Annotated in this window: 20 protein-coding genes and 1 tRNA gene; 11 read left to right on the forward strand and 10 right to left on the reverse strand. The window is 71.7% G+C overall.

The genetic code is table 11. The features are described 5' to 3' along the window. Positions 1-3 precede the first annotated feature (3 nt). The 6 genes from ACFYQ6_RS27775 (at position 4) to ACFYQ6_RS27800 (ending at position 6,131) form a co-directional block, all read left to right on the forward strand. Entirely contained in the window at positions 4-948 is a 945-nt protein-coding gene (locus ACFYQ6_RS27775; protein ID WP_361575136.1) for an ABC transporter ATP-binding protein, read from the forward strand. Then, a complete protein-coding gene (locus tag ACFYQ6_RS27780; protein WP_361575133.1) occupies positions 948-1,841 on the forward strand; it encodes an ATP-binding cassette domain-containing protein in 894 nt (297 codons plus the stop codon). Before ACFYQ6_RS27775 ends, ACFYQ6_RS27780 begins: the two co-directional genes overlap by 1 nt. Beyond that, positions 1,838-4,243 (forward strand): glycoside hydrolase family 2 protein, encoded by a 2,406-nt coding sequence (locus ACFYQ6_RS27785; protein WP_388765481.1) that lies wholly within the window; start codon positions 1,838-1,840, stop codon positions 4,241-4,243. The genes ACFYQ6_RS27780 and ACFYQ6_RS27785 overlap by 4 nt, the downstream gene beginning before the upstream one ends. 249 nt (positions 4,244-4,492) lie before the next feature. Then, positions 4,493-4,579 (forward strand) — tRNA-Leu (locus ACFYQ6_RS27790). 144 nt (positions 4,580-4,723) lie between these two features. Beyond that, positions 4,724-5,611, forward strand: coding sequence for a Bax inhibitor-1/YccA family protein (locus tag ACFYQ6_RS27795; RefSeq protein ID WP_356742428.1), 888 nt, complete (start codon positions 4,724-4,726; stop codon positions 5,609-5,611). Positions 5,612-5,801: 190 nt separating this feature from the next. After that, a complete protein-coding gene (locus ACFYQ6_RS27800) occupies positions 5,802-6,131 on the forward strand; it encodes a hypothetical protein (RefSeq protein ID WP_388765483.1) in 330 nt (109 codons plus the stop codon). On the opposite strand, the gene ACFYQ6_RS27805 is transcribed toward ACFYQ6_RS27800, so the two are convergent. The 3 genes from ACFYQ6_RS27805 to ACFYQ6_RS27815 all read right to left on the reverse strand — a co-directional run bounded on the left by ACFYQ6_RS27805 (position 6,128) and on the right by ACFYQ6_RS27815 (position 9,973). Then, a complete protein-coding gene (locus ACFYQ6_RS27805; RefSeq protein WP_388765485.1) occupies positions 6,128-6,967 on the reverse strand; it encodes a hypothetical protein in 840 nt (279 codons plus the stop codon). The genes ACFYQ6_RS27800 and ACFYQ6_RS27805 overlap by 4 nt on opposite strands. Positions 6,968-7,448: 481 nt before the next feature. Then, complete coding sequence (locus ACFYQ6_RS27810) at positions 7,449-8,669, reverse strand: acetyl-CoA C-acetyltransferase (RefSeq protein ID WP_361575122.1); 1,221 nt, start codon at positions 8,667-8,669, stop codon at positions 7,449-7,451. Between the two features lie 209 nt (positions 8,670-8,878). Next, positions 8,879-9,973, reverse strand: coding sequence for an SGNH/GDSL hydrolase family protein (locus ACFYQ6_RS27815; protein ID WP_361575771.1), 1,095 nt, complete (start codon positions 9,971-9,973; stop codon positions 8,879-8,881). 155 nt (positions 9,974-10,128) lie between these two features. On the opposite strand from ACFYQ6_RS27815, the gene ACFYQ6_RS27820 reads away from it, so the two are divergent. Then, the gene (locus ACFYQ6_RS27820) at positions 10,129-11,532 is read left to right on the forward strand and encodes a cystathionine beta-synthase (RefSeq protein ID WP_388765487.1); all 1,404 of its coding nucleotides are present in this window, start codon (positions 10,129-10,131) and stop codon (positions 11,530-11,532) included. 294 nt (positions 11,533-11,826) lie between these two features. Here the strand turns inward: ACFYQ6_RS27820 and ACFYQ6_RS27825 are convergent, their stop codons facing one another. Continuing rightward, the gene (locus tag ACFYQ6_RS27825; protein ID WP_361575117.1) at positions 11,827-12,246 is read right to left on the reverse strand and encodes a hypothetical protein; all 420 of its coding nucleotides are present in this window, start codon (positions 12,244-12,246) and stop codon (positions 11,827-11,829) included. Between the two features lie 128 nt (positions 12,247-12,374). On the opposite strand from ACFYQ6_RS27825, the gene ACFYQ6_RS27830 reads away from it, so the two are divergent. Further along, positions 12,375-13,178 carry a maleylpyruvate isomerase family mycothiol-dependent enzyme gene (locus ACFYQ6_RS27830; protein ID WP_361575114.1) on the forward strand — a complete coding sequence of 268 codons (804 nt, stop codon included), beginning with the start codon at positions 12,375-12,377 and terminating at the stop codon, positions 13,176-13,178. 146 nt (positions 13,179-13,324) lie between these two features. Here ACFYQ6_RS27830 and ACFYQ6_RS27835 read toward each other — a convergent pair whose 3' ends face one another. After that, positions 13,325-13,906 carry a thioredoxin domain-containing protein gene (locus tag ACFYQ6_RS27835; protein ID WP_361575111.1) on the reverse strand — a complete coding sequence of 194 codons (582 nt, stop codon included), beginning with the start codon at positions 13,904-13,906 and terminating at the stop codon, positions 13,325-13,327. A 177-nt stretch (positions 13,907-14,083) separates the two neighbouring features. On the opposite strand from ACFYQ6_RS27835, the gene ACFYQ6_RS27840 reads away from it, so the two are divergent. Together ACFYQ6_RS27840 and ACFYQ6_RS27845 are read left to right on the forward strand one after the other, a co-directional pair. Next, positions 14,084-14,926, forward strand: a complete 843-nt coding sequence (locus ACFYQ6_RS27840; RefSeq protein ID WP_361575108.1) for a MurR/RpiR family transcriptional regulator — start codon at positions 14,084-14,086, stop codon at positions 14,924-14,926. A 306-nt stretch (positions 14,927-15,232) separates the two neighbouring features. Continuing rightward, positions 15,233-15,772, forward strand: coding sequence for a hypothetical protein (locus ACFYQ6_RS27845; protein WP_361575105.1), 540 nt, complete (start codon positions 15,233-15,235; stop codon positions 15,770-15,772). A gap of 18 nt (positions 15,773-15,790) precedes the next feature. Here ACFYQ6_RS27845 and ACFYQ6_RS27850 read toward each other — a convergent pair whose 3' ends face one another. The 5 genes from ACFYQ6_RS27850 to ACFYQ6_RS27870 all read right to left on the reverse strand — a co-directional run bounded on the left by ACFYQ6_RS27850 (position 15,791) and on the right by ACFYQ6_RS27870 (position 18,384). After that, positions 15,791-16,165, reverse strand: a complete 375-nt coding sequence (locus tag ACFYQ6_RS27850; RefSeq protein ID WP_361575102.1) for a hypothetical protein — start codon at positions 16,163-16,165, stop codon at positions 15,791-15,793. A 62-nt stretch (positions 16,166-16,227) separates the two neighbouring features. Continuing rightward, on the reverse strand, positions 16,228-16,695 hold the full coding sequence (locus ACFYQ6_RS27855) for a roadblock/LC7 domain-containing protein (protein WP_361575099.1): 468 nt from the start codon (positions 16,693-16,695) through the stop codon (positions 16,228-16,230). A gap of 38 nt (positions 16,696-16,733) precedes the next feature. After that, complete coding sequence (locus ACFYQ6_RS27860) at positions 16,734-17,528, reverse strand: helix-turn-helix domain-containing protein (protein ID WP_361575097.1); 795 nt, start codon at positions 17,526-17,528, stop codon at positions 16,734-16,736. Continuing rightward, positions 17,525-17,929 (reverse strand): hypothetical protein, encoded by a 405-nt coding sequence (locus ACFYQ6_RS27865; protein ID WP_361575094.1) that lies wholly within the window; start codon positions 17,927-17,929, stop codon positions 17,525-17,527. Before ACFYQ6_RS27865 ends, ACFYQ6_RS27860 begins: the two co-directional genes overlap by 4 nt. Before the next feature lie 203 nt (positions 17,930-18,132). Then, complete coding sequence (locus ACFYQ6_RS27870; RefSeq protein WP_388765493.1) at positions 18,133-18,384, reverse strand: hypothetical protein; 252 nt, start codon at positions 18,382-18,384, stop codon at positions 18,133-18,135. Positions 18,385-18,433: 49 nt separating this feature from the next. On the opposite strand from ACFYQ6_RS27870, the gene hutU reads away from it, so the two are divergent. Then, the gene (gene hutU / locus ACFYQ6_RS27875; RefSeq protein WP_388765495.1) at positions 18,434-20,098 is read left to right on the forward strand and encodes a urocanate hydratase; all 1,665 of its coding nucleotides are present in this window, start codon (positions 18,434-18,436) and stop codon (positions 20,096-20,098) included. Positions 20,099-20,103: the final 5 nt, after the last annotated feature.

The raw sequence follows: 20,103 nt of genomic DNA on the forward strand, positions 1-20,103 counted from the left end.
CAGATGACCCTGACCGTCAAAGATCTGCGGGTCCACTACCGCACGCTGCGCGGCGAGGTCCGGGCCCTGGACGGCGTCGGCTTCGACCTGGCGGACGGCGAGATCCTGGGCCTGGCGGGCGAGTCCGGCTGCGGCAAGACCACCCTGGGCAAGGCCCTCATCCGGCTCGACGGCCGGATGCGGCACGTCGGTGGCAGCGTGACGCTGGACGGCGACGAACTGCCGCTGTCCGACGACCGGGCGATGAACGCCTACCGCTTCCACAAGATCTCGCTCGTCCCGCAGTACTCGATGAGCGCGCTCAACCCCACCCGCCGCATCGGACGCATGATCCGCGAACTCCTCGCCTCCCGCGGCGTCACCGTGGACACCGGCGAGCTCCACCGCCGCCTCGCGCTGGTCGGTCTGGAGCCCGACGTACTGGACCGCTATCCGATCGAGCTGTCCGGGGGGATGAAGCAGCGCGCCGTCATGGTGATCTCCACGCTGCTCGACCCGTCCGTCCTCGTCGCCGACGAGGTGACCTCGGCCCTGGACGTCTCCAACCAGCAGGCCGTCGTCGGCGCCCTCACCGGGCTGCGCGACAAGGGCCTGGTCACCAGCATGATCTTCGTGACCCACGACCTCGGGCTCACCTCGCACATCGCCGACTCGATCATGGTGATGTACGCCGGCAAGCTCGCCGAGAAGGCCCCCACGAAGGTCCTGACGACCGAGCCACGCCACCCGTACACCAAGATGCTGATCGGCTCGCTGCCGCAGGTCGGGGCCCGTTTCGTGGACAAGCCGCTCAGCGGCATCGAGGGCTCCCCGCCCTCCCTGCTGAATCCGCCCGCCGGCTGCCGCTTCCGCGCCCGCTGCCCGCTCGCCGACAGCGGGTGCGCCGAGGAGCCCCCGGTCGTCGAGGTAGCCCCCCGCCACACCGTCGCATGCTGGAAGGCGGCCTGATGCTGACCCTCGACCGTGTCACCAAGACCTTCCGGGCCGGCGCCTTCGGCGGCGGCTCCACCACCGCCGTCGACCGGGTGTCGTTCTCGGCGGCCCCAGGCGAACTGGTCTCCCTCATCGGCGAGAGCGGCAGCGGCAAGTCCACCATCGGCCGCATGGTGCTGGGCCTGACCCAGGTCAGCTCCGGCAGCCTCACCCTGGACGGCGAACAGGTCCGGCCCGGCAAGGACTTCTACCGCCGCGTCCAGGGCGTCTTCCAGGATCCCTTCAGCTGCTACAACCCCGTCTTCAAGGCCGACCGCGTCTTCGCGCTGGTGCGCCGCGCCTACCACCCGGACGTCTCCGACAGGGAGTGGGCCGACCGCGTGGAGAAGGCCGTACGCGACGTACGCCTGGACCCCGGTCAGGTGCTCGGCCGCTACCCGCACCAGCTCAGCGGCGGACAGCTCCAGCGGCTGCTGATCGCCCGCGCCCTCCTGCTCGACCTGCGTTTCCTGGTCGCCGACGAGATCACCAGCATGCTCGACGCCTCGACCCGCATCGATGTGCTGAATCTCCTCGCCGGCCTCAAGGAACGCGGTCTCGGTGTCCTCTACATCACGCACGACCTGTCGCTCGGCACGTATCTGGCCGAGAAGACCGTGGTGCTGCGCAGCGGCCGTGTCGTCGAACGCGGGGACACCCAGAAGGTCTTCGGCAACCCCCTCCACCCCTACACCCGCACACTGCTCGCCGCGGTGCCCCGGCTGAACCAGCCCTGGACCACCGCCGAACCTGTGGCGGCCTGCGCCTACCACGAGGGCGGCGCGCGGGACGGCGACCTGTACGAGACCGAGCCGGACCACTTCGTGGCCTGCGCCGGACTCCCCGACTGCGGAAGGACCCCCGCGTGACACCGCGCCACCTGCCCCTGCACGACGGCTGGACGCTCACCGCCGACGGCCCCGTGCCGGTGGGCCTCCCCGCGGGCGGCGTACCGGCGGCCGTCCCCGGCTGCGTGCACACCGACCTGCTGGCCGCCGGGCTGATCGACGACCCGTACCTGGACGACAACGAGAAGCGGCTCGGCTGGATCGGCCGTACCGACTGGACGTACCGCACCGAGTTCGTGTGGGCCGGTGACGGGCACGAGTTCACCGACCTGTGCTTCGACGGCCTCGACACCGTCGCCACGATCCTGCTCAACGGCACCGAGATCGGCTCCACCGCCAATCAGCACCGCGGCTACCGCTTCCCCGTCCGGCCGCTGCTGCGCGAGGGCCTCAACACCCTCGCCGTCCGCTTCACCGCGCCGTACACCTACGCCGAGGCCCTGCGGGACGAGCTCGGCGACCGGCCCGGCGCCTACACCGAGCCGTACGCCTTCATCCGCAAGATGGCCTGCAACTTCGGCTGGGACTGGGGTCCGACGCTGGTGACCTCCGGCATCTGGCGGCCGGTCGCGCTGGAGTCCTGGACGGGCCCGCGCATCGCCGAGGTGAAGGTACTCGCCGACCTCGACGGGGACGGGGTGCCGCGCCTGGCCCTCACCCTGGACGTGGACCGGGCAGGGGACGGCCCCCTGGAGGCGTCGGTGGAGGTGGCCGGCGAACGGGCCGTGCTCACCGTCCCCGCCGGGGAGGACCGCGGTGCTGTCACCCTCTCCGTCCCCGGGGCCGCCCGCTGGTGGCCGCACAGCCACGGCGAGCAGCCCCTGTACGACGTCACCGTCCGCCTCGGGGACGAGGCGTGGAGCGGCAGGACCGGCTTCCGGGGAGTCGTCCTGGAGCACGAGGCGTTCCGTATATCGGTCAACGACGAGCCCGTCTTCGTGCGCGGGGTGAACTGGATACCCGACGACTGCTTCCCCGCACGGGTGACCCGGCAGCGGATCTCCGACCGCTTCGACCAGGCGATCGCCGCAGGCGTCAACCTGGTCCGCGTCTGGGGCGGCGGCCTCTACGAGAGCGACGACTTCTACGAGCTGGCCGACGAGAAGGGGCTGCTGGTCTGGCAGGACTTCCCGTTCGCCTGCTCGGCCTATCCGGAGGAGCAGCCCCTGTACGACGAGGTGGCCGCCGAGGCACGCGAGAACCTCGTCCGGCTTGCTCCGCACCCCTCGCTGGTGCTGTGGTGCGGCAACAACGAGAACCTGGAGGGCCACGCCGACTGGGGCTGGCAGGAGAAGCTCGAGGGCCGCACCTGGGGCCACGCCTACTACCACGAGCTGCTTCCCGCCCTGTGCGCCGAGACCGACCCGACCCGCCCGTACTGGCCGGGCTCGCCCTACTCCGGCTCCCCGGATCTGCCCCCGAACGACCCCGCCCGGGGCACGGTCCACCTCTGGGAGGTCTGGAACCGGGCCGACTACACGCACTACGCCGAAGCGGCCCACCGCTTCGTGGCCGAGTTCGGCTTCCAGGGCCCGCCCGCGTACGCCACCCTGCGCCGTGCCGTCAGCGGGCCGCTCGGCCTCGGCGCCCCGTCGATCGCCCACCACCAGAAGGCGGAGGACGGCGACGCCAAGCTGCTGCGCGGTCTGGGGGACCACCTCCCGCAGCCCACGTCCTTCGACGACTGGCACTGGCTCACACAGCTGAACCAGGCCCGCGCGGTCGCCTTCGGCATCCGTCACTTCCGCTCGCACACCCCGTACTGCATGGGCGCGATCGTGTGGCAGCTCAACGACTGCTGGCCGGTCGTGTCCTGGTCCGCGGTGGACGGCGACGGCCGCCGCAAGCCGCTCTGGTACGCGCTGCGCTCGGTGTACGCCGACCGTCTGATGGCCGTACGCGACGGGGCCCTGCACCTGGTCAACGACTCGCCCCGCCTCTGGGAGGGTGCGCTGCGGCTGACCAGGCGCTCGCTGGACGGCGCGGTCCTGGCCGAGGAGACGGTCGTGGTGGGCACGGCGGCCCGCGGAGTCACCCGCGTGCCCCTGCCGCCCTCGGTCGCCGAACCGGCGGACAGCTCGGGCGAGGTGCTCGTGGCGGAGCTGGGCGATCTGCGGGTGGTCGAGTTCTACGCGGAGGACACCCGCCTGGCGTTGCCGCCGGCCCGCTACGACGTGTCCGTCACACAGGGTGACGAGTCGGGTATCGGGTACCGGGTCACGGTGACGGCGCGGACCCTCCTGCGGGACCTGTCACTCTTCCCCGACCGGCTCGACCCCGCGGCCGAGGTGGACGACATGCTCGTCACCCTGCTGCCGGGTGAGAGTGCCGTGTTCCACGTCACGGGAGCGGTGCTGAAGGACCCGGAGGCCCTGGGCCGGCGGCCGGTCCTGAGGTGCGTCAACGACACCGCCGCCGGGTGAGGTGGCGGGACCCTGGCGAACGGTGGCGCGGCCCCTGGCGAATGGGCCGTGCGAGTGCGGCGAGTTTCCGTCATTCCCGTTTGCCAGGGTTCGTACCGATCGGACGGTCCGGGCGTGTGCTGATGCGGTACGGGCTGTCTGACGGACCCTCAAGCAGTCAATAAAATAAGACAACATCGAGCGGGTGTTCCGCTGTTCGAGGGACGCCCCCGGATAGGGTCTTGTGCCAACGCGGAGTCGCGCACCCACGCCCGGGTGGTGGAATGCAGACACGGCGAGCTTAAACCTCGCTGCCTCCTCGGGGGCGTGCCGGTTCGAGTCCGGCTCCGGGCACCACCGCACCGCCGGTGGCATCCGGCAGACCGCGCGGTACTTCAGGCGTCAACTTCCTCAAAGATCCTCCCCTGGCACTAGGGTCATTGTTTTGCCTACCCATTACTCTTGTGACAAGGCCACGCACGGTGGCCATGGAGGAGTGAAATGAGGAGCAGCAACCCGGTCTTCTCGCGACGGGGGTTCAGCCGCGACAACGGCTACGCGGGCTTCAACGCGGCGCCGCAGGCCGGGGCCCCCGCAGCGGGTGCCAACCCGTACGCGCAGGGCGCCGCCGCCAACCCGTACGCCACGAACCCCTACGCCCAGCAGGACACCCAGTACGGCGCCCCGCAGGCGCCGGCGCGCTCCGGCGCGATGACGATCGACGACGTCGTCACGCGTACGGCCATGACGCTGGGCACCGTGGTGCTCACCGCCGCGCTCTCCTGGGCCCTTCTGCCGGTCGACGAGGCCAATCTCGGCAAGTCCTACGGCATCGCCGTCGGCGCTGCCCTGGTGGCGTTCGTCTTCGCGATCATCCAGTCCTTCAAGCGCAAGGCGTCGCCCGCGCTGATCCTGGCCTACGCCGCCTTCGAGGGTGTCTTCCTCGGAGTGATCTCCAGCACGGTCAGCACCTACATCAGCCCTGGCACGGTGATGCAGGCGGTCATGGGCACCATGTGTGTCTTCGCCGGTGTCCTCATCGCGTACAAGATGCGCTGGATCCGCGTCACCCGCCGTTTCTACGGCTTCGTGATGGCCGCGGCCATGGGCTTCGTGCTCCTGATGATGGTCAACCTGCTGTTCAGCGTCTTCGGTGGCGGTGACGGCCTCGGCTTCCGCAGCGGCGGCCTCGGCATCCTCTTCGGAGTCATCGGCATCATCCTGGGCGCGTGCTTCCTGGCCCTGGACTTCAAGCAGGTCGAGGACGGCATCGCCTTCGGCGCCCCGCGCGAGGAGTCCTGGCTGGCGGCCTTCGGCCTCACCCTGACCCTGGTGTGGATCTACCTGGAGATGCTGCGTCTGCTCTCCATCCTCAACGGGGACGACTGACCCCGTAGGTGTCACGACGACGGACGGCCCGCAGGCGATTCGCCTGCGGGCCGTCCGTCGTCGCGGGGCGCGCGGTCCCGGCGCAGCTTCCGGGCGGCTCTCCGGAGGCCGTACGCGTGGACGGTCCCGTCGGCGAGCCCGGGCGCCCGCGCGTTGGCAACCATCCCCCAGGGGCGCGTAGGGTCACGGCGTGCTCGATACGACCCCCCTCGTCACCGCCGTCGACCGATTCGCCGACCGGCTGCGCAGCGCCCCGCAGAGCCGGCTGCAGCGCGGCGCGGCCGCGGAGGGCCTGGCGACCGCCCGGGAGCTGTCCGCCCGGGCCCAGCGCGCCGAGTCGCCCGGCCGGGAGCCGCGGATCATGCCGGACGCAGGGATGTTCGCGGTCGGTGACCAGCTCGCGGTCGCGGGCCGGGATCTGGCGGTGGCACTGGAAACGGCCTCGTCCCAGGAGCTGGACGAGGCCGTGCGGTGTGTCGACGAGGCGGCGGCGCGTGCGTTCGCACCCGGTCCCCGCTAGAACGAGGCGATGACGCGGTCGGCGAGGATGTAGACGTTCTCCTCGCCGCACGAGAAGGTCAGCGCGTAGGCGCCGGAGACCCCGGAGCCGCCCAGCAGCACCGGCTGCTGACCCGAGCGCAGCGAGTCGGCGAGCCGCTCGGCGGTCTCCCGGTGACCGGGGGTCATGCAGAGCGTGGTGCCGTCCGCGAAGACGTACACGTCCAGCGTCCCGAGCGGGCCGGGGCGCACGTCCGTGAGCTCCGTACCGGTGTCGGCGAGCCGCTCCAGCCGGTTCACGGTACGCTCATGGTCGGTGACCACGGGTGTCTGCACGGGGACGAAGTCCGGGTGCGAGGGGTGGCGGCGGCGGGCCGCTGCCAGCTCGGGGGAGTCCTCGGCGAACTCCGCGTACTCGGCGATCTCGGGCAGGTCGGTCAGTTCCGCGAGCTCCGCCAGCTCGTCGAGGGCGTCACCGGCGTCGAGGTCCATCGCGTCCAGGCCCGCGAAGTCGCTCTGGCGGGGCATGAAGAACGGGGCGTCGTCACCCAGCCCGCCCAGCAGGGACGGGGCGTCGGCGGCGTCGCGGGCTTCCTGGGCGGCCCAGAAGGCGCGCGCCTCGGCCAGCTCGCGCTCACGCTCCTCGGCGAGCGCTTCGGCGACGGCCGCGCGTATCTCCTCGGCGGGGGTGGCGGTGCTGCGGTCCTGCTGTTCGGGGACGGACGTGCGGAGGCTCCGGCCCTCCGCCAGCTCCGTGCGCAGGGCGCTGACCTGCTTGCGCAGCCCGTGAGCAGCGTGCAGAGCGGCGGCGCCGACGGCCGTGGCAGCGGCGGTGGTCAGCAACAGGGCAAACGGCATGGCGCTCACTGACATACTCCCGGTTTCAATCGACACCCCCGACTTCCTACATCAGCTTGTCCTGTACTTGTGCTTCCTGTCAGTGCATTACGTCACGAATTGGACAGGTCTTTGGGCCCGGTGTTTAGCTCTGGGGTAGGTGTGACCTGCGAAAACGACTCTCCCCCAGGACGCAGATCACATCCTGGGGGAAATTCGGTCACGATCGGGGCTCGGCCGGTTCGACGGGGCCCTCGCGTGGGAGTGAAGAGCGGGCTCTCGCCCCTGTGCAAGGGCTCAGCTCAGCTCAGCCGCTTCGCGTCGTCGGTCGCGTTCGCTTCGCCTCCGCTGCGGGCTGGTGCCGCCCTCGTACCTCGGACGACCCCAACCCTCCGCTGCGGCTCAGCTCAGCCGCTCTGCGTCATCGGTCGCGTTCGCTTCGCCTCCGCTGCGGGCTGGTGCCGCCCTCGTACCTCGGACGACCCCAACCCTCCGCTGCGGCTCAGCTCAGCCGCTCGATCACCATGGCCATGCCCTGGCCGCCGCCCACGCACATCGTCTCCAGGCCGAACTGCTTGTCGTGGAACTGCAGGCTGTTGATCAGCGTGCCGGTGATGCGGGCGCCGGTCATGCCGAAGGGGTGGCCGACGGCGATGGCGCCGCCGTTGACGTTCACCTTGTCCAGCGGGAGACCGAGGTCCCGGTAGGACGGGATGACCTGCGCGGCGAACGCCTCGTTGATCTCGGCCAGGTCGATGTCGTCGATGGTCAGCCCCGCGCGCTTGAGCGCCTGCTTGCTGGCCTCGACCGGCCCGTAGCCCATGATCTCCGGGGACAGGCCGGAGACGCCGGTCGAGACGATGCGCGCCAGCGGGGTCAGGCCCAGCTCGCGGGCCTTGGTGTCGGACATGATGACGAGCGCGGCGGCGCCGTCGTTGAGCGGGCAGCAGTTGGCGGCGGTGACGAGCCCGTCGGGGCGGAACACCGGCTTCAGGCCCTGCACGCCCTCCAGGGTGACGCCCGCGCGCGGGCCGTCGTCCTTCGAGACCACCGTGCCGTCCGGCGTCGTCACCGGGGTGATCTCGCGCTCCCAGAAGCCGTTCTTGAGGGCTTCCTCCGCCAGGTTCTGCGAGCGCACGCCGAACTCGTCCATGTCCTGGCGGGTGACGCCCTTGATACGGGCCAGGTTCTCCGCGGTCTGGCCCATCGCGATGTACGCGTCCGGGACCAGGCCCTCCTCGCGCGGGTCGCTCCAGCTCGTGCCGGACTGCTCCGCGCGGGCCGCGGTGCGGGCCTCGGCCTCGGCGAAGAACGGGTTGCGGGTGTCCGGCAGGCTGTCGCTGTTGCCCTTCGCGAAGCGGGACACCATCTCGACGCCGGCGGAGATGAAGACGTCGCCCTCGCCCGCCTTGATGGCGTGCAGCGCCATGCGGCTGGTCTGCAGCGAGGACGAGCAGTAGCGGGTCACCGTGCAGCCGGGGAGGTGGTCCATCCCCATCTGCACGGCGATGATGCGGCCCAGGTTGTTGCCCTGCTCGCCGCCGGGGAGGCCGCAGCCGAGCATCAGGTCGTCGATGTCCTTCGGGTCCAGCTCGGGGACCTTGGCCAGCGCGGTCTGGATGATGGTCGCGGTCAGGTCGTCCGCGCGCAGGTCCTTGAGGGACCCCTTGAAGGCCCGGCCGATGGGCGAACGGGCAGCAGAGACGATCACGGCTTCGGGCATCACGCGGCTCCATGAGGACTGGAAGGCAGGAAGGCTGGGCTGCCTTGGAAGTTACCCGGACGTATAGCTGAGGTCACCCGACAGGCGATGTGATGCGGACCTCTTTTCTAAGCAACCGCTCAGTCGCCCGCAATGTTCCCGCATGGACGGAACGCGGGCGGAAGCGTTTGCCGAACGGCCCGCGGTGACCGTCCGCCCGGCAGGTGCCCCTACGCCCGGCGCCAGGTCGCCCCGAAGCCGTGGCCGGGCATCCTGCCGTGCGTGCCCGTCCCGGCGTTCTTCCCGTTGCCGCTTCCCGGACCGCTGCCGGTGCCGCCCCCCGGCTCCGTGTCCTCGTGGGGCACGGGCTCCGTGTGGGCGGGCAGGCGCCGCCGCCTGCGGTGCTTGAGCAGGGCCCAGGGCGCCCGGACCCCCGTGACCTCCGTGCCCGCCTCCCGTGCGGCCCTGGAGGCCGCCTTGGCCACAGGGAGCATGCCCTCGCGCCGTGAGCTGTCCAGATGGTCGGACTCCGGCCACAGTCCGAGCGCCGCGCACAGTGTGGGCAGCATCGCCATGGAGGCCGTCGCGTACCCCTCGGCCGAGGGGTGGTAGTTGTCGGGCCCGAAGAGTTCCCGGGGGTTCGCCTCGAACTCCGGTCCGAGCAGATCGCCCAGCGAGACCGTCCGGCCGCCCTGTTCCACCGCGCCGATCGTCTGAGCCGCCGCCAGCTGCCTGCTCACCCGCCGCGCCAGCCAGCGCAGCGGCTGGTAGACCGGCTCGATCGTGCCCAGGTCGGGGCAGGTCCCCACGACGACCTCCGCGCCTGCCGTGCGCAGCCGTCGTACGGCCGTGCTCAGGCAGCGCACGGACTGGGTGGCCGGCATCCGGTGGGTCACGTCGTTCGCGCCGATCATGATCGCGCAGACGTCCGGCACCCCGGACGGATCCGCCAGGACCAGGGACACCTGGCGCTCCAGATCGTCGGACCGGGCACCCGGCAGTGCCACGTTCCGCAGATCCACCGGCCGCTCCGCCACCGCCGCCAGGCCGGACGCCAGCAGCGCCCCCGGGGTCTGGCCGGCCCTGCGCACCCCCTGGCCGGCCGCCGTCGAGTCGCCCAGCATCACGAAGCGCAACGGATCGGCGGGCCCGGCGAACGCCACCCCGTACCGTCCGTCCGCGCTCGGCGGGACGGGTGCCGTGCCGCCGCCCACCTGCCGTTTCGCCAGCTGCACCTCGGCCAGCACCAGGCCGACCGTCGCCGCGCCGATCAGCCCTACGCTGCCGCCCCCGTAAGCCGCACCCGCCGCGATCCGCCGTGCCACCCTCGCTCTCGACACAGTCCGGTCCACCTCCTCCGTGCAGTACAGCCGTACACAGCACTACCTGCCCCGTGGGGGGCATTGCTCAATCGCTTCGGCCGATCTCGTGCCCGTACGCATACTCTTGGCTGACCATCACGGAGATCCCGGAGTACACGGTGCAATTCCACGATTCGATGATCAGTCTTGTCGGCAACACCCCGCTGGTCAGGCTGCGCAATGTGTCGGCAGGCATTCAGGCGACGGTCCTGGCCAAGGTCGAGTACTTCAACCCCGGCGGGTCGGTCAAGGACCGCATCGCGCTGCGCATGATCGAAGCCGCCGAGCAGAGCGGCGAGCTCCAGCCCGGCGGCACCATCGTCGAGCCCACCAGCGGCAACACCGGTGTCGGGCTGGCCATCGTCGCCCAGCAGAAGGGCTACAAGTGCGTCTTCGTCTGCCCGGACAAGGTGTCCACGGACAAGATCAACGTGCTGCGCGCGTACGGCGCGGAGGTCGTGGTCTGCCCGACGGCCGTCGACCCGGAGCACCCGGACTCGTACTACAACGTCTCCGACCGTCTGGTCCGTGAGACCCCCGGAGCCTGGAAGCCCGACCAGTACTCCAACCCGAACAACCCGCGCTCGCACTACGAGAGCACCGGTCCCGAGCTCTGGAAGCAGACGGACGGGCGGATCACCCACTTCGTCGCGGGCGTCGGCACCGGCGGCACGATCACCGGAACGGGCAGCTACCTCAAGGAGGTCAGCGAGAACCGGGTGCGGATCATCGGCGCCGACCCGGAGGGCTCCGTCTACTCCGGCGGTTCCGGGCGCCCGTACCTCGTGGAGGGCGTCGGTGAGGACTTCTGGCCGAGCGCCTACGACCGTACGGTCACGGACGAGATCGTCGCGGTCTCCGACAAGGACTCCTTCCAGATGACCCGCCGCCTCGCCAAGGAGGAGGGGCTGCTCGTCGGCGGCTCCTGCGGCATGGCGGTCGTCGCGGCCCTGGAGGTCGCGAAGCGGCTGGGCCCCGAGGACGTGGTCGTCGTCCTGCTCCCCGACAGCGGGCGCGGTTACATGAGCAAGATCTTCAACGACGAGTGGATGGCCGACTACGGCTTCCTGGAGGACTCCGGGCCTTCCGCCCGGGTAGGTGCCGTCCTCGACTTCAAGGACGGCCCGCTGCCCTCGCTCGTCCACATGCACCCGGAGGAGACGGTCGGCGAGGCCATCGACGTGCTCCGGGAGTACGGCGTCTCCCAGATGCCGATCGTGAAGCCGGGCGCGGGGCACCCGGACGTCATGGCCGCCGAGGTCATCGGCTCGGTCGTGGAGCGTCAGCTCCTGGACGCCCTGTTCACCCAGCGGGCCACGCTCTCCGACCCGCTGGAGAGGCACATGTCGGCCCCGCTGCCGCAGGTCGGCTCGGGTGAACCGGTCGAGGACCTGATGGCGGTGCTCAGCGGCACGGACGGCGCCGACGCGGCGATCGTCCTGGTCGAGGGCAAGCCGACGGGGGTCGTGAGCAGGCAGGACCTGCTGGCCTTCCTCGCCAAGGGCACGGCGCCCAAGTCGTGAGGGATGTCTTTCCCGGGTTAGCGAAAACGGTACGAGCGCGACACGTGGGCGCAGCACCGGCTTAACACGGCTCCGGCAGAGTAATGGGTGTCGGCAGGGAAACCCGCCGGCACCCGATACGGCGACACGGACTACGGAGCGGCTCCCGGACCTCCACCGTCGCCCGGACGCGAGACCCGGCCCTGACCCGGGACCGCGTCCCTCGCGGGGACCGCCGTCGTCCCGCCCCCTGGGAAACCGGGGGTGCGGCGGTCCCCGCGATTATCCGTGCGTGCGGTCGACGCCTCGGTCGCCTCAGTCGTCCCAGCCGGAGGACGTCCGCTTCCTCTCCTGGCCCCAGGGCCACGTGCGGGCGGCATGCACGGCGTTCACGCCGAAGATCCCGAGCCAGGTCACGACGAGCCCCTCGATCCCCGCGTTCGCGACGCCGATCGCGGACAGCGGGACGGCCAGCACCAGCGAGACGGCCCCGAAGCCGAAGCGCTCCCCGAAGCTTCCCCCGGGCCTGGCGGGCTCCGCACGGCCCCGGGCGGTCGTCGTCCGCTGCTCGGCGAGGCTGCGCCGCATCCGCCGGTCGAGGGTGCCGTCGAGCCGCTGCTCGACCTTTTCCAGGAACGAGTCGATGAGCGCGGACTCGTATGCGGGCCCCAGCTCGGCGCGGGCCTGAAGGGTGGCGTCGAGCTCTCGCCTGAGCTCGGGTTCACGGGCTTCCATGCGCTTCACGGTACGGATCCGAGGGGTCCGGGTCAGTAGGGTCAGCCCCCGGTTTCGGGGGTCCTGCGAGCAGGGCGGGCCGTGCCCTCTCGGCGTAGCGTGGATGCCGGGAGACGGGAGGCGTGCCCATGGCCACCACGACGTCGTCCGCCCGCGCCGTTCCGCGTACGTACGGGACGCGGGCCCGCCTGGTCAACGAGGCGGAGCTGCGGGCGACCCTGTCCACGTTCCGTGAGCTCTCCGACGAGGACTGGCAACGCCCCACCGTGTGCGACGGCTGGACGGTCCGGGACATGCTGGCCCACACCGTCGGGCAGTACGAGGAGCTGTCCCGGCCCTGGGCCGCCGTGCGCCGGGTGCGCAGGGCCGCGCGGACCCATCCGGGGCTCGGCCGGCTCGACGGCCACAACGAGTGCCAGATCGAGGACCGGAAGGCCGTCCCGGGGCGCGAGCTGATCGGCGCCCTCGCGCACTTCGCGCCGCAGGGCCTCATCGCCCTGCGCCGGATGCCCGCCCCGGTCCGCCGCAAGGTCCGGCTGAGCCTGCTCTATCCGGAGGCCAGAGCCCTGCCGGACGACTCGGTGGACTACCTCGGCAACGTCCTCGTCACCCGTGACACCTGGATGCACCGGGTGGACCTCAGCGACGCCACCGGCGCCGAGCTCGTTCTCGACCGGCACGACCGGGAGATCGTCGGCCAGGTGGTGCTCGACCTGGCTCTCTCCTGGACGGGGCCCCCGGCCGAACTCGACCTTCACGGCCCCGCGGGAGGCGACTACCTGCTCGGCATCGGCAGCCCTGCCGCCACGCTCCACGCGGACGCGGTCGACTGCGCCCGGCACCTGTCCGGGCGGCCGACGCGGGGCCGCCTGGAGCTGGAGGGGGACCCGGAGGCGGGAGCGGCGCTGCTGGCGGCCCGCGTCGTGTTCTGAGGCCACGCCCGGAGCGAGTCCCGTGCCGGCTGGACAGAGGCGCACGGACGGAGCCCGGGGCCGGGCGCCGCCGGGGTGGCGGGTGTTCACGGGGGCGCCCCCGGGGGGAGCAGGTGTTCAGGGGGGCGCCCCGGGGAAGCGGGCGTTCACGGGGGCGTGACCTCGGCGAGGAAGGCCTCGGGCGTGACCGCGTATCCCATGCTGTTGATGACGGCCACCGGTGTGCCGTCGATCAGGACCGTCGGGGTGGACCGGACGCCGCTCTGCTCGAAGGCGGCCGACACCTGTGCCGCCCAGGGCAGATAGGTGCGCTCGGCGACCTTCTGCCGGAAGGAGTCGGTGTGCAGCGCCTCGACCTCTCCGGCCAGCCGCAGCAGGTTGTCCCGGTCGGCGAAGGCATCGACGTCCTCGCTGGGCTGATCGGCGTAGAGCACCCGCAGGTACTGCATGAACGGCTTCTGTCCCTCGTCCGCCGCGGCGCCGAGCGCGGCCAGCGCCTCCAGGGACCCGCTGCCGCCCGCCGAATCGTCGATGAACGTGCCGAAATGGTGGTCCACCGCGAAGCTGCCCTCGTCCGCTGCCCGCTCCATCACCGCCCCGAGGTCCAGCTCCATGCGCTTGCAGTACGGGCAGCGCAGATCGGCGTAGACGCTCAGCACGTGGGCGGCGTCGGCGTCGCCGTAGCGGACGACGATGCCGCCGGGCCCTCTCGTATTGGCTGGGATCATGCTCCAAGGGTCGGCAGGGGAGAGCGGTCCCGCAATGCGAGTCCGCCGCCGGGCCGGCCGCGCCCTTCCGCGGACCTGGCCGGACCGCCGGATGTATATGGACATGCAGACTGCTTGCTGGCTGAATGGATTCCTCGGGTGCCGGACCGGCGCGGCGGAATCACTGGAGGGGACAGCATGAGCGGGAGCGGCCCGGCGGCGCGGTTGCAGCAGCTCTTCGAGGGGCAGCGGCTCACGCCCACCCAGCGGCGTATCGCGCACTCCATGGTGCGGCGGGCCGCCGACGCCCCGTTCCTGTCGAGCGTCGAGCTGGCCGAGCTGGCCGGGGTCAGTCAGCCGTCCGTCACGCGCTTCGCCGTGGCGCTGGGGTTCGACGGCTACCCGGCTCTGCGCAAGCACCTGCGGGAGGTCGCACCGGCCGGTACGGAGGGTGGCGCGGCGGACTCCCTGAACGAATATCAGCAGGCGGTGCGGGCCGAGATCGAGAATCTTCGCCAGCTGGCCGATCTGCTCGCCGATCCGGCCCCGGTGGAACGGGCGGGACGGCTGCTCGCCGCGTCCCGGCCGCTGCTCGTGCTCGGCCTGCGGGCCGCCTCCCCGCAGGCCCGGGGGTTCGGCTACTTCGCCGGCAAGGTGCACCCGGACGTGCGGGTGCTCGACGAGGGCGGCAGCATGCTGCACGACCGCATCGACGCCGCCCGCCGGGCGGGCGCGAGCGCGCTGATGTGCTTCGCGCTGCCGCGGCACCCCCGCGAGGCCGTGGACGCGCTGGCGTACGCACGGGAGCAGGGGCTGACCGTCGTGACCGTGGCCGACTCGGCGTTCGCCCCGGTGGCCGCCCAGAGCGATCTGCTGCTCCCGGCCGCCGTGGGGACGGGCCTGGCCTTCGACACCGCGTGTGCGCCGATGCTGCTGGGGCGGGCACTGCTGGAAGCGATGTGCGACGAGCTGCCCGAGGCGCAGGCACGGCTGGAGGAGTTCGACGCGAAGGCCGCCGCGCGAGGGCTGTTCGTCGAGTAGCCGGGAGCCGGGGGCCAGGGGCTTTCGTAAGCCACTGAGCCGTGGGCCGGGAGCTGTGAGCCATTGAGCCGTGGGCTGTGGGCCATAAGCCGTGGGCCGGAGCCGGGCTCCTGCTGTGGGGCCGGTGGCCTGTCGTGGACCGGTGCCCGCCATGGGTCCGGGCGGCTCCGGAATCCGGGCGGGCCGCTTCTGCGGATTCTCAGACGTCGCTCATCTGTGCCTATTAATCTCCGCGCCCAGAAGGTGCACAGGGAGCTGCGGGAGAGGGGTACGGACGTGGGGCGCGGAGCGCAGTCGTTGGCGAGGGTGGCCGTGATCGTACGGGCCGGGGCCGCGCCGATGTGGTGGCCGGGGCTGCTGGCGGCAGCCGTCGGGGCGTTCGTACCTGGGCTCGCCGGGCGGCGGATCGGGCTGCTGGCCGGCGCCGCGATGTTCCTGGTGACCCTGGCCGTGGTGGCGTTCGCACGGACGGGGCGGTACGCGGAGCTCGCCCGCGGCGCCACCCGGGCGGGGCGGAGCGACTTCCTCCAGGACCGGGATGTGACCGTGCGGAACTGGCGGCGCGGCCACCGGTGGTGGCTGCTCGGCGCGTTCCTGGTGGCGGTGGCGACCGCGGCCGTGCTCCCGGGGGCGGGCGGACTCGTGCTGGCCGGGGCGGGCGCCGGGCTCTGGCTGAAGGCCGCGCGGTTCGGCCGCCGGGAGGTGCGGGACGACGTCCTGTACTGGGTGCGCACCGACCGGGTGGAGAACGGCCGGCCCGCCGGCCGGCAGGTGAAGGCGTACCGGACGACCGGGCCCGTGGCGGGGGACGCCGCACCCGGTGGGGCGCGGCGTCGCCGCCAGTGAGATCGGTGGCCCGGAGGGTCAGACCTCCAGCTCGGCCTCGATCCTCCTCAGCTGGTGACGGGCCATGGCGAGGTTGGCCCTGACCTTGTCCAGGACGAGGTAGAGGAACAGGCCGTTGCTGCCACGGGTCTTGAGCAGCCGGATCAGGTGGTACTGACCGCCGAGAGTGATCAGGACGTCCTCGATCTCGTCCTTGATGCCCAGGTGCTCCATGGTCCGGAGCTTCGCGCGGATGACGTCCGTGTTGCCCGCGGCGGCGACCTCCAGGTTGAAGTCCTTGCCACCGCCGAGGGTGCCCAGGGCCATGCCGCTCGTGTAGTCGACGAGTGCGACACCGAGGGTCCCCTCGATCGACGCCATCGCTTCCTTCAGTGACGCTTCGGTGTTGGCCATAGTGCTCGTTTCCTTTCCCTGGCCGGCCCGTTGGCCGGTCCGTTTCTGGCTGCGTACGGGTGTCACAAGGGATCCGGTGTCGTGGCACGGCGGGGCAGCGCCCCGGACTGCTGTGCGCGCGGAGGTGTCACCGTCCGGTCGGCGTGTTCCTGTGCGGCGTCGACCACTTCGCCGATGCGCGCGCCGGCCCGGCGGCCTTCGAGGTGGAGGCGGCCGACGTTGATGCGGTCCTCGGCCAGCAGGGTGAGGACGGCGGAGGAGCCCGCCGCGTAGGTGGCGATGTAGCCGTTCTCGCCCCGGATCAGGAGTTCGCGGAATCCGCCGCGGCCGGTGGCGTCGGCCATCCGGATCGAGACGCCCAGCGCGGCGGCGGTGAGGGCGGCGACGCCCTCCGCCTCGATGCCCGGTGTGTCGTGGGCGACGACCAGGCCGTCGGTGCTGGCGGCGAGTGCGCCGGTCAGGAGCGGTACCCGGGCGCGTAACCGCTGGAGCTCGTCGAGGACATCCTTGACTTCGGCCTCGGGCACCATCAGCTGTCTCCTCCCGGCACGCTGTCTGAGCGCGCGTATCACAGGGCCTCCAATGCGTCTCTGAGCCGGCGGAGCAGGGCGACGTCGGGGTCCGTGGTGACCTCGGGCAGCGTGATCCGGCCGGGCTCGGACCCCGGCGTGGCCGGGCGGAGCGCTTCGACGAGTCCGGCCGCGGCGAGCCGGCGCAGATCGACCAGGATGTGGAAGGCGGAGCGGCCCAGTTCCCGGGCGATGTCCGTGGCCGTGCGCTCCCCGTCGACCAGGGCCAGGACACGGCGCTGACGCGGGGGCACCGGTGCGTCCACCGGGTGCGCCGTGGGGATGAGCGGGGCGCTGTCGGTGAGCGCGTCCGGCCAGATCCGGTCCAGGAGTTCACGTCGCCGGAGCGTCTCGCGCTGCACGGCGTGCACGGGTACGGGACGGACGGGGCCCATCCAGTGGGAGACCCCGTAGCGGAAGCGGGCCGGGGTGTGGGTGGGGGCCAGGGCGAAGTAGGCCGCGTCGTACAGAGCCCCCAGATGGCAGAGCTCCAGGGCGCCGCCGGGGACCCGGCCGCTGTCCACGAGGTAGCGGCCGACCCGTCGGCCGGCGCCCGCCTGGGCGACCGCGTCCCACCAGCCCTCGGAGCGCAGGGCCCCGCCGGTGGTCAGCAGGACGTCGATCCCGGGGGTGGCCGGGCTCTCGGCGTGGACGACCTCGCCGTCGGCGAGATAGAGGGTGCCGCGGTCACGCATCAGCGCGCCGGTCGCGCGCTCGGCAGCGAGCCGTTGGAGCATCGGGGACGGAGCGGCCCGTTCCGGCAGGTCCGCCGGGGCGGCGGCGGTGGGGCTCATGCCAGGACCAGCCGCTCCGCTATCTCGCCGAGCTTTATGCGGGCGAGGGCGAGATTGCCTTCCGCGCGGTCCAGCCAGAGGTGGAGGAAGACGCTGCTGTCGAACGCCGTCTCGACGAAACGGAGGATGTGGTAGCCGGGAGCGGTGGTGACGATGACGTCCTCGACGGCGGGGGCGGGCGGGCCGGCCGAGCCGGCGGGCGCCTCGGCCTGCGCGAAGACGGGCTGTTCCGCGGCCATCCTCGCCACCTCGGCCGTCTCGGCGGCCGTGGCCTCGTGGTCGCCGTTGGGCGACTCACCTATGGTGCCGAGGGCGAGACCGCTGGTCCAGTCGACCACCGCGGCGCCTCGGGCACCGGGCAGCCTCATGACTTCGATGAGGCACTCGTCGATTCCGGGCACCGCGGATTCCCCTCCCGAACGTGGCGTACGGATGTAGTGGAGAGGCTACGCAACGTGTGCACGCCGGGTGGGAGTTCTGGCATTTTCCAGTGGTACATGCGAACGAACGTGTAGGAGCCCGCAGGTGGACGCGGGGCGGCCTGTCGGAAGTTGTCCGGCCGGTTGTCCGACCGTGGCTGAATCCGGCCCTCCGGTGAGTGCTCTCAGGCCCCCTCGGTGCCCGGCATCACCAACTTGTCGATCACCTGGAGACCGATTCCGATCGTGAGGAGCGCGAGGAGCGCGAGGAGCGCGAGGAGCGCGAGGACGCGGTCGGCAGGGCGGCGCCGAAGCCGGTCGGGGGTTCCCCCGTGGGCGAAGTCGTCCGCGCCGTGGTCGAGGTGCCTCCCGGAGAGTGGTGCGAGGGCGACTGCCCGGCCTGGCGGGGACCTCGCCTGTTGACTAGGACTATTCATGTCGCCAGGATGTGAATAGGAGAGTCACATTCGCGAGGAGGCATCCGCCATGTCAGGACCCCGCCCCGTACGGGCACCGCGCGGTACGGAACTGAGCGCCCTGGGATGGCAGCAGGAAGCCGCCCTCCGCATGCTGCAGAACAATCTCGACCCCGAGGTCGCCGAACACCCCGACAAGCTCGTCGTCTACGGCGGCACGGGGAAGGCCGCCCGCGACTGGCGGTCCTTCGACGCCATGGTCCGTACGCTGCGGACGCTCAAGCAGGACGAGACGATGCTCGTCCAGTCGGGGCGGCCGGTCGGCGTCATGCAGACCCACGAGTGGGCGCCCCGTGTCCTGATCGCCAACTCCAACCTGGTGGGCGACTGGGCCAACTGGGAGGAGTTCCGCCGTCTGGAGGCGCTCGGGCTCACCATGTACGGGCAGATGACCGCGGGCTCCTGGATCTACATCGGGACCCAGGGCATCCTCCAGGGCACCTACGAGACGTTCGCCGCCGTCGCCGCCAAGCGGTTCGGCGGGACGCTGGCCGGCACCATCACGCTGACGGCGGGGCTCGGCGGCATGGGCGGCGCCCAGCCGCTGGCCGTCACGATGAACGACGGTGTGGCCCTCTGCATCGACTGCGACCCCCGAGCCATCGAGCGCCGGATCGAGCACCGCTACCTCGACGTGCGGGCGGACTCGCTGGAGCACGCGCTCCAGCTGGCCGTCGAGGCCCGCGACGCGCGGCGCCCGCTCTCCATCGGCCTGCTCGGCAACGCGGCGGAGCTGCTGCCGCGCATGCTCGCCGAGGGCGCCCCCGTCGACATCGTCACCGACCAGACCAGCGCGCACGACCCGCTCGCCTACCTGCCCGTGGGTGTCGACCACGACGACATGGCTTCGTACGCGGCCGAGAAGCCCGCGGACTTCACCCGGCGCGCCCGTGAGTCGATGGCCGCGCACGTCGAGGCCATGGTCGGTTTCATGGACGCCGGGGCCGAGGTCTTCGACTACGGCAACTCGATCCGCGGCGAGGCCCAGCTCGCGGGTTACGCGCGGGCGTTCGACTTCCCGGGCTTCGTGCCCGCCTACATCCGGCCCCTCTTCTGCGAGGGCAAGGGGCCTTTCCGTTGGGCCGCGCTGTCGGGCGAGGCGTCGGACATCCACAAGACGGACAAGGCGCTGCTCGAACTCTTCCCGGAGAACGAGTCGCTGCACCGGTGGATCCGCATGGCGGGGGAGCGGGTCCACTTCCAGGGGCTGCCGGCCCGCATCTGCTGGCTCGGCCAGGGCGAACGCGACAAGGCGGGCGACATGTTCAACGACATGGTCGGCAACGGCACCCTCGCCGCCCCGCTCGCGATCGGCCGCGACCACCTGGACTGCGGTTCGGTGGCTTCCCCCTACCGCGAGACGGAAGCCATGCTCGACGGCTCCGACGCGATCGCGGACTGGCCTCTGCTGAACGCCATGGTCAACGTCGCCTCTGGGGCGTCCTGGGTCTCCATCCACCACGGCGGCGGCGTCGGTATGGGCCGCTCCCTCCACGCGGGCCAGGTCTCCGTCGCCGACGGCACGAAGCTGGCCGGCGAGAAGATCCGCCGCGTCCTCACCAACGACCCCGGCATGGGTGTGATCCGGCACGTGGACGCCGGCTACGACATCGCGGAGTCGGTCGCGGACGAGCGCGGCGTGCGCATCCCGATGCGGGAGGAAGGCACCGCGTGAGCGAC

The organism is Streptomyces sp. NPDC005494, from assembly GCF_042872025.1.
GTDB lineage: Bacteria > Actinomycetota > Actinomycetes > Streptomycetales > Streptomycetaceae > Streptomyces.